A 17,750-nucleotide genomic window follows, 5' to 3' on the forward strand; every position below is an offset into this window, starting at 1 on the left:
GATTATCAAGCATCATCTCACCTCATCTCTAGTATAACAAAAAAGCCATCAATTTGATGACTTTTTCAGTAGACTCGAGGTGGAGCTCTGGTATTTTTGTTTTTGCCAAGACTTCGTTACAGTTCTTGTAGGATTATTATTACATAATTAGCACTACTTGTCAAATATTTGTTAGCTCCACTTTCTATTTTACTTTTCCTCTCTACAGGTCTATAATGGTAACAGATTCTATTTGGAGGTTTTTATGTCATTTCTATCAAAAAATGGAGCAGGCATCTTGGCCTGCCTTCTCATTTCCATTCTATCTTGGTACTTAGGAGGATTCTTCCCTGTTATTGGCGCGCCTGTTTTTGCCATTTTCATAGGCATGCTCCTACATCCCTTTCTCTCGTCTTATAAACAACTGGATGCGGGATTGACCTTTAGTTCTAAAAAATTGCTCCAGTATGCCGTTATCTTGCTTGGTTTTGGTCTCAATATCTCGCAAGTCTTCGCAGTCGGACAATCTTCACTCCCTGTCATCCTTTCCACCATTTCAATAGCCTTGATTGTTGCCTACCTCTTCCAACGCTTCTTTGCACTGGATACAAAACTGGCTACCTTGATTGGAGTAGGGTCTTCGATCTGTGGGGGCTCTGCCATTGCAGCGACAGCGCCCGTTATCCATGCCAAGGAAAAGGAAGTAGCCCAAGCTATCTCCGTTATCTTTTTCTTCAATGTCTTGGCTGCGCTCATCTTTCCAACGCTAGGTACCTGGCTTCATCTATCCAATGAAGGCTTCGCCCTCTTTGCAGGAACTGCGGTCAATGATACTTCCTCTGTAACGGCTACCGCCAGCGCCTGGGACAGTCTCTACCAGACTAATACCCTCGAATCCGCAACCATTGTCAAACTCACACGCACCCTAGCTATTATCCCCATCACTCTCTTTCTCTCCTACTGGCAAAGTCGCGAGCAAAAAAATAAGCAAGGATTGCAACTGAAAAAAGTCTTCCCACTTTTTATCCTTTACTTCATCCTTGCCTCTCTCCTCACTACACTACTCACCTCTCTCGGTGTGTCCAGTAATTTCTTTACCCCTCTCAAACAACTCTCTAAATTCCTTATTATCATAGCCATGAGTGCTATCGGTCTCAAAACCAATTTAGTAGCTATGGTCAAATCCAGTGGAAAATCCATTGTTCTCGGAGCTATTTGCTGGATTGCCATCATCCTCACTAGTCTTGGTATGCAGGCCCTTATCGGCATTTTCTAATACAAAAGGTAGCCCACCAGCTACCTTTTTCTTATGCTTCCTCAATCAAGCGTGTATGTTCTCTCTTGATGCAACGATTCATCACGATATCATCACATCCACCAGCACGCAAGATTTCTTCCGCTTCTAGACTTTCAAGTCCTAACTGTGCCCAAAAAATCTTGGCATCAGCCTTGAGAAAATCATGCGCCACATCAGGCAAAAACTCGCTGCGCCGGTAAACATTGACAATATCTACAGGAAAAGGAATCTCAGCGAGGCTAGCATAAGCCTTTTCACCCAATATTTCACCACCTGCCGCCTTGGGATTGACTGGGATGATTTTATAACCCCGAGCCTGCATTTCCTTGGTCACTCGATTGCTAGTTGTTTCCTCGCGGTCTGATAAACCCACTACAGCAAGGGTTTTACTCGTTGCGAGATACTGACGAATCACACCATCACTTGGATTGATAAATTCTTGACTCATAGAAATCCTCCTTTTTCATCAGTATAGCACATTTTGAAAAGGCTTGCATAATTCTACTACAAAAAAGGAGGACTAGCCCCCTTTTTATTTAGCCTCGTACCAGGTTGCCCCTTCATTTTCATCTGCGATGAGGGGAACACTGAGTTGAATGGCTTCTTCCATAGTTTGTTTGACCAATTTTTTCATCTCTGCCAATTCAGATTTAGGAACTTCAAGGACGATTTCATCGTGCACTTGTAACAGCATCTTAGTCTGATAACCACCTGCAACCAAGGCTTTATCCAGCTGAATCATAGCAATCTTGAGAATATCTGCCGCCGACCCCTGGATAGGAGAGTTGATAGCTGTCCGCTCTGCAAAACCACGAATGTTAAAGTTGCGCGAATTGATATCTGGCAACTCACGACGACGCTTGAAGAGGGTCTCTACATAGCCCTTATCACGCGCCTCCCGCACCACTTCATCCATGTAGTTTTTAATACCTGGGAAGCGTTCAAAGTAGGTATCAATGTAGGCTTTGGCCTCCTTACGGCTGATGCCCAGATTATTAGACAAGCCAAAGTCTGAAATTCCATAAACCACTCCAAAATTAACCGCCTTGGCATTGCGACGGTCGTTTGCAGTCACATCCTCAGGACGTTCAATGCCAAAGACCCGCATGGCTGTCGAAGTATGGATATCTGCCCCCTCTTGGAAAGCCTTGATCAAGTGCTCATCCTTAGAAATATGCGCCAAAACACGCAATTCAATCTGAGAATAGTCGGAGCTGAGCAGCACACTATCCTCCCACTCAGGCACAAAGGCCTTACGAATGAGACGGCCTTGCTCCAAACGCACAGGGATATTTTGCAAGTTTGGATCCACACTAGACAAACGCCCAGTCTGGGTCAAATCCTGCACATAGCGAGTATGAATCTTACCATCAGCCAAAATCCAGTCCTGCAAGCCAATCACATAAGTCGATTGAATCTTGGCAATCTGACGGTAGTCTAGAATTTTCTTAACAATCGGAGCAATAGGAGCCAAACGTTCCAACACATCCACCGCTGTCGAATAACCTGTCTTGGTTTTCTTAGTGTATTCTAGAGGAAGTCCCAATTTTTCAAAGAGAAGCACGCCCAACTGCTTAGGCGAATTGATATTAAACTCCTCACCAGCCAGTTCATAAATCTCTTGAGTGAGTTTTTCAATGACAAACTCATTTTCAGTCTGCATCTCAAGCAAGGTCTCTTTCTTGACCTTAATCCCAGCTATTTCCATCTTGGCAAGGACAAAAGCCAGAGGTTGCTCTATATCATAAAGAAGCTCTAATTGCCCATTTTCACTGAGTTTTTCAAGTAAAACAGGCTCAGTCTCAACCAAAATTGCAAGCTTACGAGCTAAGTGTTCCAAGAATTTCTCACGTTCAGGAATGGCCTTCTTGACACCCTTACCATAGAAGGTCTCATCATCAACCAAATAAGTCTGACTATAAAGACTAGCAATAGTCGCAATTTCATTGTCCTCCACAGTCGAAAGGAGATATTTAGCCAAACGGCTGTCAAAAGCAGGCGCCTGCAAATCAATACCCAAACGATTCAAGAGAACTTTAGCCTTCTTAAAGTCATAAACTCTCAGAGGTGTTTTTTCTAGAAAATCCTTAAAAATAGGCTCTTGCAAAAGCTCAAGCTTGTCTGTAGCATAGATCTTATCCCCACAAGACCAAGCAAAACCAACCAAATCATCCGTATGATAATTTTCACCAAAAAGCTCAAAATGGAAGATAGACTCTTCACTCAGCATATCTTGACTGACTTGATCAACGATAGTAAAGTCCAAACTTTCAGCCACATCAGCTGACGACACATTTAATGCCTGTTTGAGCTGTTTGAATCCCATCTCATCGTAGAATTTTCCAAGATTTTCCACATCTGGACCACTATAGACCAAATCCTCTAAACCAATCTCAATCGGTGCTTTGGTATCAATGGTCGCCAGTGTTTTAGACAAAAAAGCCTGTTCCTTATCATTGATGAGATTTTCCTTCATCTTAGAAGCCTTCATCCCATCGATATTTTCATAAATTCCCTCAAGCGAACCATGCTCCAGCAAGAGCTTGATACCCGTCTTTTCACCAATTTTGGTTACTCCAGGGATATTATCCGACTTATCACCCATGAGCGCCTTGAGATCGATAAACTGCGTCGGTGTAATGCCCATCTTTTCCATGAGATAATCTGGCGTAAAGGCCTCAAACTCAGCCACACCTTTCTTGGAAATCTCAACCACCGTATGCTCATCCGTCAGCTGAATCAAGTCCTTATCCCCACTGACAATGGTAATATCAAAACCATCCTGCTCAGCTAGTTTATCTAGTGTCCCAATGATATCATCAGCTTCATACTGAGCCAACTCATAGTGACGAATCCCCATATGATCCAGTAACTCACGAATGAAAGGAAATTGCTCACGAAACTCATCAGGAGTCTTAGCCCGACCACCCTTATAGTCCGCATACATCTCTGTACGGAAGGTCGTCTTTCCCGCATCAAAAGCCACCAAAATATGACTGGGCTCCACCCGCTCCAATAAATGGCTCAACATCAACTGAAAGCCATAAATCGCATTGGTATGCAAACCAGCCGCATTCTTAAAACGGTCCAACTGCTGATAGAGCGCAAAAAACGCCCGAAAAGCAACAGAAGACCCATCAATCAATAATAATTTTTTCTTATCCATACACCCATTATAAAGGAAAGCAGGGAAAAATACCATTGGAAAGAGCTAGAGCAATTATTTTTCAAACTTTTTCCGAATAAATAGATAGAGCCAGAGAATCTAGTAAACCTAGATTTAAAAATGTGCTATAATGAAAGGAGAAGAAATATGACTGTACGTCATCCGGGCATCAGCCCGACTAATGACTTGGTAGCTAAGAAAATCTTTAGCAATCCAGAAATCACTTGTCAATTTATCCGCGATATGTTGGATTTACCAGCCAAAAATGTAACCATTTTGGAGGGAAGTAACATTCATGTCTTGCCTTCTATGCCGTACTCGGCACAGGATTTCTATACCAGTATAGACGTCTTGGCAGAGTTGGACAATAGCACGCAGGTTATTATCGAAATCCAAGTTCATCATCAAAATTTTTTCATCAATCGTTTGTGGGCTTACTTATGCAGCCAGGTCAATCAAAACCTAGAGAAAATTCGCCAGCAAGAGGGCAATACTCATCAGAGTTACAAACACATCGCACCAGTTTACGCAATCGCTATTGTGGATAGCAATTATTTCTCAGATGACCTAGCTTTTCATAGCTTTAGCATGCGAGAGGACACGACAGGTGAGGTCTTAACCATCACAAACAATGGACAGGAACACCATCTAGTCAAGATGGCGTTCTTGGAATTAAAAAAATATAGAGAAACCAGCAAAGACAAGGTTCGCAAGCCATGGTTGGAGTTTTTCGGGAACAAACCCTTTACCCAGCGCCCCGAGCGAGCCATCAGCCAGGCAGACCAACTGCTGGACTACAAGAGCTGGTCCGAGGAGGACAGGAAAATGTTTAGTCAACTACGTATGCGTGAAGAACAAGCTTTGTTAGCGCAGGACTATGCCTTGGAAACTGCTAGGGCGGAGGGGATTGAACAAGACTGGAACGAGGACGAGCGGAAGGGATTGAAAAAGGTTTAGAACGTGGGAAAGTTGAAGGAAGTTTGTCTATGCTATTAAATCTAGTCCGTCAAGGCCTTCTGACTTCAGAGGTTGCGAGTGAGCAGTTGGAAATAACTGTCTCTGAATTTGAAGAACTATTGTAAGTTTATAGAATAACATAAAAGTGAACAACGCTGAAACATCGTTTTGTTCACTTTTTTCTTCTTTTCAATAGAACTCTCACTATAGTCCATATCACAAAAAGAGAAGGTCATAAATCCTTCTCTTTTATATCTTCAACTAATTAGTTTTTGCGTTTCAGAAATGGAAGGGCACCAAGGAGTAATCCTAGGAATCCTAATGATGCAATTGCAACATTATCTTTACCACCAGTATTTGGAAGTTCTTTCTTATCTTCTATTTTTGCAGCTTAAGCTTGATAAGTATTATATCAGCAAGTATCTGCTATAAAAAACTAAGCTAAAAATTTCCTAGTGACATAAATAAATTCAAACTACACCCACTCACCGTTTGCATTTACTGTGTAACCATTGATTGTAGTGCTAACAGCAAGGGCACCTGAGCTATAAGCATAGTACCACTTACCATCTACTTTGAACCAGCCAGTCTTCATAGCGCCTGAACCATCAAGATAATACCATGTACCACCTTGTTTCAACCAGCCAGTTTTCATGGCACCTGAATTATTAAGATAATACCACTTACCATCTACAAGTTTCCAACCTGTCTGCATAGCACCTGAGCCATCTAGATAATACCATGTACCATTTTCTTTTATCCATCTAGTACTCATTTTACCTAAACTGTCGAGATGGTACCAACTACCATTTATAAGTTTCCAACCAGTTTGCATGGCACCTAAATCGTTTAAATAATACCAATTGCCATCAACTTGTTTCCAACCAGTTCTCATCACACCAGTTTCATCCAAGTAATACCATGAACCATCTTTCAGCCAACCTGTCTTCATTCCATCTTCTTTAGAGAAATAATACCAGTCACCGTCAATTTTCTTCCATCCAACAGATCGGTTTCCTTCATTATCAATGAAGAATTTTTTACCATCAATTACAACAATATTGGGTGTCAGAACACCATCTTTTAGATAGTAAGTTTTTTCTTCTGTTTTGATAAATCCAATTTTCTTCTCACCGTTTTCAACAAAATAATAAGTTTTATCAGCAACTTTTACCAATTCCAACTGTTTGAAGCCTTCAGTTTCAAAGTAGTAGGTCTTACAATCAATTTTTTGCCATCCAGTCATATAGACAAAACTCAACCCACTACCATTGTTTAAAGTCAAAAAAACAGGAGATTTCTCTCCTGTTATGATTCAATTATTTAAAATTAAACCCATTCACCGTTTCCGTTTACAGTGTAACCATTTACAGTAGTGTTTACTGACAATGCACCTGAACCGTCAACGTGGTACCATTTGTCTTTTACTTGGAACCATTGGCTAGCTTTCATAGCACCTGATGCTTCAAGGAAGTACCATTTACCACCGTCAAGCAACCAACCTGTTTGCATTTCACCTGAACCGTTTAGGTAGTACCAAGTGTTACCATCTTTAACCCACCATTTTTGCATTACGCCTTCAGCGTTAAAGAAGTACCATTTACCATCAATTTGTTTCCAGCTAGTAGCTTTTGTTCCTTTTTCATCAAGGACATAGCTCCATTGACCTTTAGCATCTTTAACCCATCCTGTAGAAGCTTGGTTAGCTTTAGTACCTTGGTTAGCTTGGTCTTCATTGATGCGAGTATTGTTTTGTTTATTATCTTCTACTGCATTAGCAAAGTATTTACCTGCATCTTTTGCACTTTTACGATATTGTTCTTGCAATTTTTCAACATAGCGACTTTTCACTGTGTTGTAGATATCTTCAAATTTTTGGTTTGATTTTGCTGCGGCAACGTTTGCTTCTAATGCTGCTTTCTTATCTGAAAAATCATGACCATAATATCCTGAGTCCAAGAATGCTTTCAATGCTTCTTCTGCTGCTTTAACTGTTTGACCACCTTGTTGAGCAAATTGACGTTCTGCTTCAACACGGATTTCACCATCATGCGCTGCTACTTGACGGTTAGCTTCTTCAGCAATATCACGTTCAGAAATATATTTCTTTTGAAGCAATTGGTTAGTTGAAGCTGGGTTTTCACCATTTGCAAAAACAGGTGCAACTGTAAATACAGCAAGTGCTGCTGCGCTTGTCAATAAAACTTTTTTCATCGTTTTATCTCCTTTATTTTTCATTATATTATTTTTCGTAAGACTATCTTACTACCATACAGTATATAAATATTTGCAGGATTTGTCAAGAGTTTTCTTATGTTTTTTAAACTTTTTACCTATTTCTTCGAAAAAAGGAGAAGAAAACTAATTCGCGAGAAAATTCCCCCTGAAATACTCTAGCCTCCAAGTTGACATTTCGCAAATACTCATCCCTCAGATGATATCTTTTATATCTAAACTATATAGATAGTTAGACAGAACTTACTTCCTTGGTATTATCTTACAAACCCTTTTAAAAGTCAAGTAAAAACGGCAAGTATTTGGATAACACTTGCCATTTCATCAACTTCCTACTATTAGATGAAAGATCGAACTCACAGTAAAGCCTCAAACTCAGCTACTGACATGCCCAATTGCTGGCTGGCAACTTCAGAAGTCAGGAGACCTTGTCGGACCATATCCAGGAAGGCAAAGAGTTTCCCACGTTCTAAACCTTGTTCAAGACCTTGTTCGATACCTTCCGCCCTAGCTGTTTCCAAGGCATAGTCCTGTGCTAACAAGGCTTGTTCTTCTCGCATACGTAGTTGGCTAAACATCTTCCTGTCCTCCTCGGACCAGCTCTTGTAGTCTAGCAGTTGGTCTGCTTGGCTGATGGCTCGCTCGGGTTGCTGGGTAAAGGGCTTATTCCCGAAAAACTCCAGCCACGGTTTGCGAACGCTATCTTTGCTGGTTTCTCTGTATTTTTTTAGTTCCAAGAATGCCATCTTGACTATTAGTGCTAGTCTTACAACAACGCCTCAAACTCAGCGACTGTCATGCCCAATTGCTGGCTAGCTACCTCAGATGTCAGAAGACCTTGGCGGACCATATCTAGGAAAGCAAAGAGCTTCCCACGCTCTAAACCTTGTTCAATACCTTCCGCCCTAGCAGTTTCCAAGGCATAGTCCTGTGCCAACAAGGCTTGTTCTTCGCGCATACGTAGTTGACTAAACATCTTCCTGTCCTCCTCGGACCAGCTCTTGTAGTCCAGCAGTTGATCTGCCTGGCTGATGGCTCGCTCAGGTTGCTGGGTAAAGAGTTTATTCCCAAAAAACTCCAACCATGGTTTGCGAATGCTATCTTTGCTGGTTTCTCTATATTTTTTTAATTCCAAGAACGCCATCTTGACTAGGTGGTTTTCTTGTCCATTATTTGTGATAGTTAAGACCTCACCTGTCGTATCCTCTCGCATGCTAAAACTATGAAAAGCTTGATCATCCTGAAAGTAATTACTAGCCACAATAGCGATAGCATATACAGGTGCGATATGCTTGTAACTCTGATGAGTATCACCTTCTCGTTGACGAATTTTTTCTAGGTTTTGATTGACCTGACTGCACAAGTAAGCCCACAGGCGATTGATGAAAAAATTCTGATGATGAACTTGAATCTCAATAATAACTTGCGTACCATTATCCAACTCCGCCAAGACATCTATACTAGTGTAAAAATCCTGAGCTGAGTAAGGTAGGGGAGGTAAGACGTGAATATTGCTCCCCTCCAAAATGGTCACATTTTTGGCTGGTAAATCCAACATATCGCGAATAAATTGACAAGTGATTTCTGGATTGCTGAAAATTTTCTTAGCAACCAAGTCATTGGTTGGGCTGATGCCCGGATGTCTTAGAATCATCCTTTTCCTCCTTTTATTATACCACAGTTTTAAATCTAGGTTTGCTAGATTCACTGACTCTATCTATTTATTCGGAAAAGAGACGAAAAAAACCTGAGAATTATCTCAGGCTTGGTCATTAAATCTTTTTCTCAATACTGAAAAGTGGAGAAAGTGGGCGTTTTTCATGGATACGGACGATAGCATCACCCAGTAGATGAGCAATCGAAATCTGCTCAATCTTATCAATCAAACGCTCTTCTGGCAGATAGATAGTATCCAAAACAACCAATTTCTTGATAGCTGATTTTTGGATATTGTCCATAGCAGGGCCAGAAAGAACTGGGTGCGTACAGCTTGCATAGACTTCAACAGCACCAGCTTCTGCAAGGGCATCTGCCGCATGACAAATCGTTCCAGCAGTATCAATCATATCATCAATCAAGATACAAGTCTTACCTTCAACCTTACCGATGATGTTCATAACTTCACTAGTATTCATCTTATCAACGCTACGACGTTTGTCAATGATAGCAATAGATGTTTTCAAAAATTCTGCCAACTTACGAGCACGAGTTACCCCTCCATGGTCTGGGCTGACAACCACATAGTCAGAACCAACCATACCACGACGCTCAAAATAATCCGCAATCAGAGGAGCACCCATCAAGTGATCCACAGGAATATCAAAGAATCCTTGAATCTGCGCAGCATGCAAGTCGATTGTCAATAAACGATCCACTCCAGCTACTTCAAGCATATTTGCGACAAGTTTTGAAGTGATTGGCTCACGCGCTCTCGCCTTTCTATCCTGACGTGCATACCCATAGTAAGGCATGACAACATTGACAGATTCTGCACTCGCACGCTTCAAAGCATCCACCATAATCAAAATTTCAAGCAGATTGTCATTTACAGGCGAACTAGTTGATTGTAGGATAAAGACGTGTTTCCCACGGATTGATTCTTCGATATTGACCTGAATCTCTCCATCTGAAAATTGGCGAACACTTGATTTCCCCAACTCTATCCCAATCTCCTGCGCCACACGTTCTGCCAATTCTTTATTAGAAGAAAGGGCAAACAGCTTTAAATCAGAAAAAGACATGATTTCCTCCGGTATATATGTATCACTTGTGCTTTTCACAAGATTTTCCATCTACCATTGTAGCGCTTTTTGCACTATTTTTCAATCAAAAATAAAAGAAGGGCACCATATTTGTACCCTTGCCATCAGTCTTTTGAGAAATATTCTAGTTCATCAACTCATTGTGCTTCTCAACAAAGCGATAAGCCTGATAAAAACCATAGAGTGTAATAACTGTAACCACTGGAATCGCTAATGGCAACTCTGTCTCCAACTCCACAAAAGGAGAGTTAAACAAGAAGTGAGTTCCCAAGGCTAAACCTAGGAAAATAAGCCCCTCTTTCTTGCCATCCTTCTGTCCTTTATAGGATCTATAAAGCAAGTAAACACCTACTACAGCCAGACCTGAAAAAGTCCAGTGAGAGGCAATTCCTGAGATGATACGCTCTAAAATTCTCGAAATAGTAAAGTCAAAGCCCTCTGGCAAATCCGTACGAATATAGCCAATATCCTCAATCATTTGGAATCCCAAACCAGAAGCAATTCCTAGTAAAAACAAAGATTTTAATTTTCGCACAGGAACCAAAGCCAAAATAAAGACAAGTGGCAACAATTTCAACGGCTCTTCTACCAAAGGAGCCACAATAGCACTTTCAAAGGCATTTAAAAATACACTATCTGGGAAAAGCACACCCAGTAAATCATGGATATAGGTATTAGCAAAGCTAGATAACCAACCCGAAAGGAACATCCCACCCAATAAAGACAAGCTCAAGGCGTTCTTTGGCAATTCCCATTTTTTCCCAATACGGAAAAGGAAATAAAGAGCTGGAATCATGTAAAAGAGAGCTAGAAAGATAGAAACTCCCATTAGTCCATATTCCGAACCTGACATCGAACCATCTGTATAGTAGATAGTCTCATACTGCAAACCAATACATAGCAATAAGATAAAAATAAATAAAATACTGTTTTTCTTCATACACTTTCTTTCTAAATAAAGTATTTATAATTCTACTACTGTCATACTTCCTGTATCTACATCATAAATGGCACCAGAGATAATGACATCGTCTGGTATTAGGGGAGACTCGATAAGCAGTTTCATATCCTCTCGCACACTCTCCTCTATATCTTGGAAGGGCAAGAAGTCCTGGTCTGACACATCGACACCCAATTCTTCCTTCAAATACTCCTGAAAAGAGCCATTTTCAAAAGTCTGAGCACCACAGTCTGTATGATGCAATACCACAATCTCTCTTGTCCCCATTTGTTGCTGGGAAATAACCAGCGAACGAATCATGTCCTCAGTCACTCGGCCACCTGCATTCCGCAAGATATGAGCATCCCCAAGTGCCAAACCTAGAGCTTGCGCAACGTGCAGACGTGAGTCCATACAGGTCACAATGGCTACTCTAGTTTTAGGTTTAAGTGGCAGATTTAACTGCCCATGTAGGGCAACATAAGCCTGATTGGCTTGCATAAACTGTTCAAAATACGACACGATTCCCTCCTCAAAAATTTGATAGTCAAATATTTCTCCTATCTTATCATTTTTAAGAGGATTTGTCACGGATTATGCAAAGACCTTTTTCAAAACTTCCTGAATCGTTGTTACGCCAATGACCTGAATTTCCTTGGGCGGAGTGATTCCTGTCAAGGAATTCTTGGGTACATAAATCTTAGTAAAACCCAGTTTAGCAGCTTCATTGATGCGCTGCTCGATACGATTCACACGCCGAATCTCTCCAGTCAAGCCTAACTCTCCCACAAAACATTCCTGAGGGTTGGTTGGCTTGTCTTTATAACTCGAAGCAATGGAAACCGCAACGGCCAAGTCAATGGCAGGTTCATCCAATTTGACACCGCCAGCAGATTTAAGATAGGCGTCCTGATTTTGCAAGAGAAGACCTGCCCGTTTTTCTAAAACAGCCATAATCAAGCTAGCACGATTAAAATCAAGTCCTGTCGTAGTACGCTTGGCATTTCCAAACATGGTCGGTGTCACCAAAGCCTGAACCTCCGCCAAAATCGGACGTGTCCCTTCCATGGTCACAACGATTGATGAACCAGTTGCTCCATCCAAACGCTCTTCTAGGAAAACTTGACTCGGATTGAGTACCTCAACTAATCCGCCCGACTGCATCTCAAAAATCCCAATCTCATTAGTGGAGCCAAAACGGTTTTTGACCGCTCTCAGAATACGGAAGGTATGGTGACGCTCCCCTTCAAAGTAAAGCACCGTATCCACCATATGCTCCAACATACGAGGCCCAGCCAAGGTTCCTTCCTTGGTCACATGCCCTACGATAAAGATGGCAATGTTATTGGTCTTGGCCAGTTGCATAAGCTCAGCCGTCACCTCACGCACTTGAGAAACAGATCCCTGCACCCCTGAAATCTCAGGAGACATAATGGTCTGAATGGAGTCAATAATGAGGAAGTCTGGTTGGATGCGCTCCACCTCAGCTCGAACACTCTGCATATTGGTCTCTGCATAGAGATAAAACTCGCTATCAATATCACCCAAACGCTCTGCACGTAGTTTAATCTGCTGGGCAGACTCCTCCCCACTGACGTAGAGAACCGTTCCCACTTGGGACAACTGGGTTGAGACTTGTAGGAGAAGCGTTGATTTCCCGATTCCAGGATCCCCACCGATTAGGACGAGACTTCCCGGTACCACTCCGCCTCCAAGTACACGGTTGAATTCCTCCATCTCCGTCTTGGTTCGATTGACATTGATTGAAGTCACCTCAGCCAGTTTCATGGGCTTGGTTTTCTCACCTGTCAAGGACACACGCGCATTCTTTACCTCGGCAACCTCAACCTCTTCTACAAAAGAAGACCAAGACCCACAGTTGGGACAACGTCCTAGATATTTAGGGGAATTATACCCACAATTTTGACATACAAATGTCGCTTTTTTCTTTGCGATAATAAACCTCTTTCTATATCTCTAACTCACACTCAATCACTTGGCAAAAATCAATCTTCTCATTTGGCACAAACTGGCGCATGAGCATTCGATGAGCAACAACTACCACAGTCTGATGTTCTCGATACTTAGACATACATTCTAGAAACCGAGACTTCATCTCCGCAGCTGTCTCATATTGAATAGGACTATTAGGAAGTAATTCCCCCTTATTTTCTAGAAACATAGTACGAGCTTTTTCAAAATTATCTGTGCCACTTTCATAGACCTGCCATTCATGCAATAATGGCTCTACTCTCAAAGGAAGTCCCGTAGTACAAACTACATAAGAAGCCGTTTCTAAAGCTCTTGTGACTGCAGAAGATACGATTATTTCAGCTGAGGAGAGTAAAGGATTCTTGCTCAGTTCCTGAGCTTGCTGCCGTCCCTTCTCAGACAAGGGCGCCAAATCTATCCCAAAACCCGTATAAGAACGCTCCTCTAACTCACGGTAATCTGGCTTCCCGTGACGTACAAAGATAATCTTCATCTTAGTGTCCAGTTGACCCAAAACCACCAGTTCGCACACCATCAGCTGCATCTCCATCTGCAATTAAGAAAGGAGCAAAGACAGCCTGGACCACACGTTCCCCAACTTTGAGAATCACTTCTTGGTCTGTGATATTCTTCATCTGCGCAAAAATATGCCCTTCATTTCCAGGATTTCCATAATAATCCCCATCAATGACACCAACCGAGTTAATCAAGACCAAGCCCTTCTTACGAGGATTTGAAGAGCGATCATAAAGGTAAAGAACCTCAGTCGGCTGCATATAAGCCTTAACCCCTGTCGGAACCAATACAATCTCTCCTGGCGCAATAACCGTACGCACAGCAACCTTTAAGTCGTAACCAGCCGCATGCGCTGTCTCACGCTTGGGCAATAAATTTTCATCTGTAAAACTAGAAACCAATTCAAAACCACGAATTTTCATCATCTTCTCTTTTCTATTATCATTTATTCTAGATTATTCTATCTTATTTATTCGGAAAAAGCACGAAAAAAAGAGCACACAATTCAAATCGCTTAGGGCTGCTGGATTCCTCCCCTGACCCGCTTCACGCAGAACTGTTGCTCCACTATTTATTATATCACATTCCTATTCATTTTAAAAGCAAAATTATTTTTTCCGTCTATTTCTAAAAAAGTCCTGCATAATAGCTGCGCATTCATCTTCCAAAATTCCCGTTTCAACCTCCACACGATGATTGAGACGCTCATCTGTCAAGATATCGTACAAACTCCCAGCAGCGCCAAATTTCTGGTTTTTAGCCCCATAGACCACGTTTGGAATACGGGCGAGTCCAATCGCACCACTACACATGACACACGGCTCAATGGTCACAAAAAGCGTGCAATCCAGCAAGCGCCAGCTCTCCTCACTCAGATTCGCATTCTCTATGGCCATAATTTCCGCATGCATAACCGCTAGCTGCAGTTCCTCACGCGCATTATGCCCATGGCCAATGATTTCTCCGTCCTTGACAATCACACAACCAATTGGAATTTCATCGTGTTCAAGAGCAATCTCAGCCTCTTTCAATGCCTCTCTCATGAAGCTTTCTTTTTCTTCAACTGTATAATTCATCAATTTCCCTTTTTCTACTTGTCGATTTTATTATTATATCATGAATCCCAAGACAAAAAAAGCCACCGAATGCGGTGACTTTATAGGGAGATTATTATGAAAAAGAAAAGTTTAGGATATTTGTTACAACAAGTTAGGAGGTCTTCTTGTAACTGTCTATAGTATACCCGACCTATCTTAAACAAATCTTAAAAATCTCTTAGGACCAAACACTTTCTAAAATATTTGTTTGTTCACGACCAGGACCTACTGAGAAAGTAGAAATACGAACTCCAACCAATTCACTCACACGACGAACATAGTTACGCGCATTCTCAGGAAGATCTTCCAAATTACGAACTCCAGTAATATCTTCTGACCAACCTGGCAACTCTTCATAGATAGGCTTGCAACGTTTCAATTGCTCAAGACTAGCTGGATAGTAGTCAATACGTTGACCATCAAGATCATAGGCCACACAGATTTTCACTGTATCTAAACCACTCAAAACATCGATAGAGTTCAATGAAAGATTAGTAATACCAGAAACGCGACGACTATGACGCATCACAACTGAGTCAAACCAACCCACACGACGTGGACGACCAGTTGTTGTACCATATTCATGACCTACTTCACGGATACGTTCTCCCACTTCATCAAACAACTCAGTTGGGAAAGGACCGTCTCCTACACGACTCGTATAGGCTTTACATACACCTACAACCTTGTCAATCTTACTTGGACCAACACCAGAACCAATTGTCACACCACCAGCTACAGGGTTTGATGACGTAACAAATGGATAAGTACCTTGGTCGATATCTAGCATAACTCCTTGTGCACCTTCAAAAAGCACACGTTTACCGTTATCAAGCGCATCATTCAAAATGACAGATGTGTCTGTCACATATTTCTTGATTTGTTGACCATATTCGTAATATTCTTCAAAAATATCATCGAAATCAATCGCTTTACTGTCATACAATTTTTCAAAAAGACGATTCTTTTCAGCAAGGTTACGTTCTAAACGCTCACGGAAAATATCTTTATCCAAAAGATCGGCGATACGAATTCCAACACGAGCGGCCTTGTCCATATAAGCTGGACCAATTCCCTTGATTGTAGTCCCAATCTTATTGTCGCCCTTAGCTTCTTCTTGCAAACGGTCTAACTCGATATGATAAGGCAAAATAACATGCGCGCGATCAGAAATACGCAAGTTATCAGTTGTCACACCCTCCTCATGAAGATAGCTCAACTCTTTTACAAGAGATTTAGGATTTACAACCATACCATTCCCAATAACAGAGATTTTTTCAGGGAAGAAAATTCCAGATGGAATCAAGTGCAATTTAAACTTCTTACCATCAATCACAATCGTGTGACCTGCATTATCACCACCTTGGTAACGTGCAATCACTTCTGCATTCGCTGAAAGGAAGTCTGTAATCTTCCCTTTACCTTCATCACCCCATTGGGTACCTACAACAACAACTGAAGTCATAATCTTGTCTGAGCCCTCAGGCTCTTCCTTTCTCACATACATGGCAGGACTCTCACCTGCAATTATATCTTACAATTTATTATAAGAAAAAATCGCCTTTTTATCAAGAAGAAACAATAGAAAGATTTGCTATTTCCAACTATTAAAAAATGTTTTAGAAAAATTACCAGCTATTTATTGTTATATTGCCATAAAAAAGTAAGTTTGTTCGGAAATTAACTCAGACTATCTCAACAAGCAACAAAACCTTGTTTCATTATCAATTTTTCAAGATACAAACGATAAGCAACACGATAATGGTAAACGATAAAATCTCTACGACACCCAATGCCATATCTAACTAAATAATAAATCAAAAATTTAAAATGAAAATGTTCCCAGTCCCAACTATTACCAAAGAAAGTAGCATACTCTTCTTCGATACTGTCATAGAAATCAGTCATCTGATCATAAATATTTTGTAGCATAAGCATACACTCCTTTACTTTTTATGATCTTATTCTAACAAAAAATTTTAATTAATCATTAATAATTCCTGAATTGTTAAAATACCAACCTCAACAATATAAAAGATGAGAAAGATGGACAGAATAGAAACAAATTTCCTATAAACAATTCATAAAAACTATTACTCTCACTAAAAATCATCCAGTACGGTTTTAATAGCATTGAATATTGCTCAGTCTAAACTATGAAGTGATTGAATAGAAATAAAATTCCTTAATAATATCAAAAAGAAAAAAGGTTCTCTATTGTGGAAGAAGGACTCGAACCCACGACCTTCATATAATATTTGTAGTGGGTAAATCCTCTATGGATCTCATGGAACAATTACACTTTATCACAAAATTACTAGAGCTTACAGACCCTAAATTATGGATACCATCAATAGGGGTACACGTAAGGAAATTATCGCTAAACTGGACTACGATGCCCCATCTTGCCCTGATTGCGGAAGTTAAATGAAGAAATATGACCTTCAAAAACATTCTAAGATTCCTTACCTCAAAACGACTGGTATGCCTACCAGAATTCTACTTAGATAGCGTCGTTTTAAGTGCTATCAATGCTCGAAAATGATGGTGTCTGAAACTTCTATCGTCAAGAAAAATATCTCGCTTCGTTAGGTGCGAGATAGATTATTAATTATATAACAAAAAAAGAGGTCAAAACCTCCTTTAATTAACTACTCCGCCAGTAGGACTCGAACCTACGACATCATGATTAACAGTCATGCGCTACTACCAACTGAGCTATGGCGGAATAAAGCTAAGCGACTTCCATATCTCACAGGGGGCAACCCCCAACTACTTCCGGCGTTCTAGGGCTTAACTTCTGTGTTCG

At 41.0% G+C, this 17,750-nt stretch carries 16 protein-coding genes, 1 tRNA gene, 1 other RNA gene and 4 pseudogenes; 3 read left to right on the forward strand and 19 right to left on the reverse strand.

The window, feature by feature from the left end:
• Positions 1–244: 244 nt before the first annotated feature.
• Positions 245–1,255 (forward strand): YeiH family protein, encoded by a 1,011-nt coding sequence (locus N8L90_RS08815; RefSeq protein WP_261025135.1) that lies wholly within the window; start codon positions 245–247, stop codon positions 1,253–1,255.
• Positions 1,256–1,286: 31 nt separating this feature from the next.
• On the opposite strand, the gene N8L90_RS08820 is transcribed toward N8L90_RS08815, so the two are convergent.
• Both N8L90_RS08820 and polA read right to left on the reverse strand, forming a co-directional pair.
• A complete protein-coding gene (locus tag N8L90_RS08820) occupies positions 1,287–1,724 on the reverse strand; it encodes a CoA-binding protein (RefSeq protein WP_001863803.1) in 438 nt (145 codons plus the stop codon).
• 84 nt (positions 1,725–1,808) lie between these two features.
• A complete protein-coding gene (polA, locus tag N8L90_RS08825) occupies positions 1,809–4,442 on the reverse strand; it encodes a DNA polymerase I (protein ID WP_173276570.1) in 2,634 nt (877 codons plus the stop codon).
• 147 nt (positions 4,443–4,589) lie between these two features.
• Between polA and N8L90_RS08830 the strand changes: the two are divergent.
• A pseudogene (locus N8L90_RS08830) lies at positions 4,590–5,524 on the forward strand (Rpn family recombination-promoting nuclease/putative transposase).
• A 140-nt stretch (positions 5,525–5,664) separates the two neighbouring features.
• On the opposite strand, the pseudogene N8L90_RS08835 reads toward N8L90_RS08830, so the two are convergent.
• From N8L90_RS08835 to comW, 16 genes and pseudogenes are all read right to left on the reverse strand, one after another.
• Positions 5,665–5,808: pseudogene (locus N8L90_RS08835) on the reverse strand (LPXTG cell wall anchor domain-containing protein); the annotation flags it as partial.
• Positions 5,809–5,874: 66 nt separating this feature from the next.
• On the reverse strand, positions 5,875–6,114 hold the full coding sequence (locus N8L90_RS09655) for a choline-binding protein D (RefSeq protein ID WP_398577024.1): 240 nt from the start codon (positions 6,112–6,114) through the stop codon (positions 5,875–5,877).
• Positions 6,112–6,645, reverse strand: a pseudogene (locus tag N8L90_RS08840) (PspC family transcriptional regulator); the annotation flags it as partial. The gene N8L90_RS09655 and the pseudogene N8L90_RS08840, both read right to left, overlap by 3 nt.
• An 83-nt stretch (positions 6,646–6,728) precedes the next feature.
• Positions 6,729–7,613 carry an alpha-2-macroglobulin gene (locus N8L90_RS09595; RefSeq protein WP_314725735.1) on the reverse strand — a complete coding sequence of 295 codons (885 nt, stop codon included), beginning with the start codon at positions 7,611–7,613 and terminating at the stop codon, positions 6,729–6,731.
• A gap of 377 nt (positions 7,614–7,990) precedes the next feature.
• Positions 7,991–8,380: a flagellar assembly protein H domain protein gene (locus N8L90_RS08850; RefSeq protein WP_398577023.1), complete on the reverse strand. Its 390-nt coding sequence runs from the start codon at positions 8,378–8,380 to the stop codon at positions 7,991–7,993.
• A gap of 20 nt (positions 8,381–8,400) precedes the next feature.
• Positions 8,401–9,288, reverse strand: coding sequence for an Rpn family recombination-promoting nuclease/putative transposase (locus N8L90_RS08855; RefSeq protein ID WP_153193736.1), 888 nt, complete (start codon positions 9,286–9,288; stop codon positions 8,401–8,403).
• Positions 9,289–9,406: 118 nt separating this feature from the next.
• Positions 9,407–10,375, reverse strand: a complete 969-nt coding sequence (locus N8L90_RS08860; RefSeq protein ID WP_000010158.1) for a ribose-phosphate diphosphokinase — start codon at positions 10,373–10,375, stop codon at positions 9,407–9,409.
• 145 nt (positions 10,376–10,520) lie between these two features.
• On the reverse strand, positions 10,521–11,336 hold the full coding sequence (locus N8L90_RS08865) for a PrsW family intramembrane metalloprotease (protein ID WP_261025137.1): 816 nt from the start codon (positions 11,334–11,336) through the stop codon (positions 10,521–10,523).
• Between the two features lie 24 nt (positions 11,337–11,360).
• Positions 11,361–11,858, reverse strand: a complete 498-nt coding sequence (locus tag N8L90_RS08870) for a beta-class carbonic anhydrase (protein WP_084947171.1) — start codon at positions 11,856–11,858, stop codon at positions 11,361–11,363.
• A 72-nt stretch (positions 11,859–11,930) separates the two neighbouring features.
• On the reverse strand, positions 11,931–13,292 hold the full coding sequence (gene radA / locus N8L90_RS08875; RefSeq protein WP_261025144.1) for a DNA repair protein RadA: 1,362 nt from the start codon (positions 13,290–13,292) through the stop codon (positions 11,931–11,933).
• A gap of 13 nt (positions 13,293–13,305) precedes the next feature.
• A complete protein-coding gene (locus N8L90_RS08880) occupies positions 13,306–13,863 on the reverse strand; it encodes a histidine phosphatase family protein (protein WP_261025140.1) in 558 nt (185 codons plus the stop codon).
• Positions 13,823–14,266, reverse strand: coding sequence for a dUTP diphosphatase (locus N8L90_RS08885; RefSeq protein ID WP_261025146.1), 444 nt, complete (start codon positions 14,264–14,266; stop codon positions 13,823–13,825). Before N8L90_RS08885 ends, N8L90_RS08880 begins: the two co-directional genes overlap by 41 nt.
• 56 nt (positions 14,267–14,322) lie before the next feature.
• Positions 14,323–14,420, reverse strand: an RNA gene (gene ffs / locus N8L90_RS08890) — signal recognition particle sRNA small type.
• A 32-nt stretch (positions 14,421–14,452) separates the two neighbouring features.
• The gene (gene tadA / locus N8L90_RS08895) at positions 14,453–14,920 is read right to left on the reverse strand and encodes a tRNA adenosine(34) deaminase TadA (RefSeq protein WP_261025141.1); all 468 of its coding nucleotides are present in this window, start codon (positions 14,918–14,920) and stop codon (positions 14,453–14,455) included.
• Positions 14,921–15,119: 199 nt separating this feature from the next.
• Positions 15,120–16,406: an adenylosuccinate synthase gene (locus tag N8L90_RS08900; protein ID WP_004237599.1), complete on the reverse strand. Its 1,287-nt coding sequence runs from the start codon at positions 16,404–16,406 to the stop codon at positions 15,120–15,122.
• 230 nt (positions 16,407–16,636) lie between these two features.
• Positions 16,637–16,873, reverse strand: a complete 237-nt coding sequence (gene comW / locus N8L90_RS08905) for a sigma(X)-activator ComW (RefSeq protein ID WP_049521810.1) — start codon at positions 16,871–16,873, stop codon at positions 16,637–16,639.
• A gap of 355 nt (positions 16,874–17,228) precedes the next feature.
• Here comW and N8L90_RS08910 point away from each other — a divergent pair.
• Positions 17,229–17,518 (forward strand): annotated as a pseudogene (locus N8L90_RS08910) (transposase family protein); the annotation flags it as partial.
• A 77-nt stretch (positions 17,519–17,595) separates the two neighbouring features.
• Here the strand turns inward: N8L90_RS08910 and N8L90_RS08915 are convergent.
• Positions 17,596–17,669: transfer RNA gene (locus tag N8L90_RS08915), tRNA-Asn, on the reverse strand.
• Positions 17,670–17,750 lie beyond the last annotated feature (81 nt).

It is taken from the genome of Streptococcus mitis (assembly GCF_946190115.1).
Classification (GTDB): domain Bacteria; phylum Bacillota; class Bacilli; order Lactobacillales; family Streptococcaceae; genus Streptococcus; species Streptococcus mitis_CO.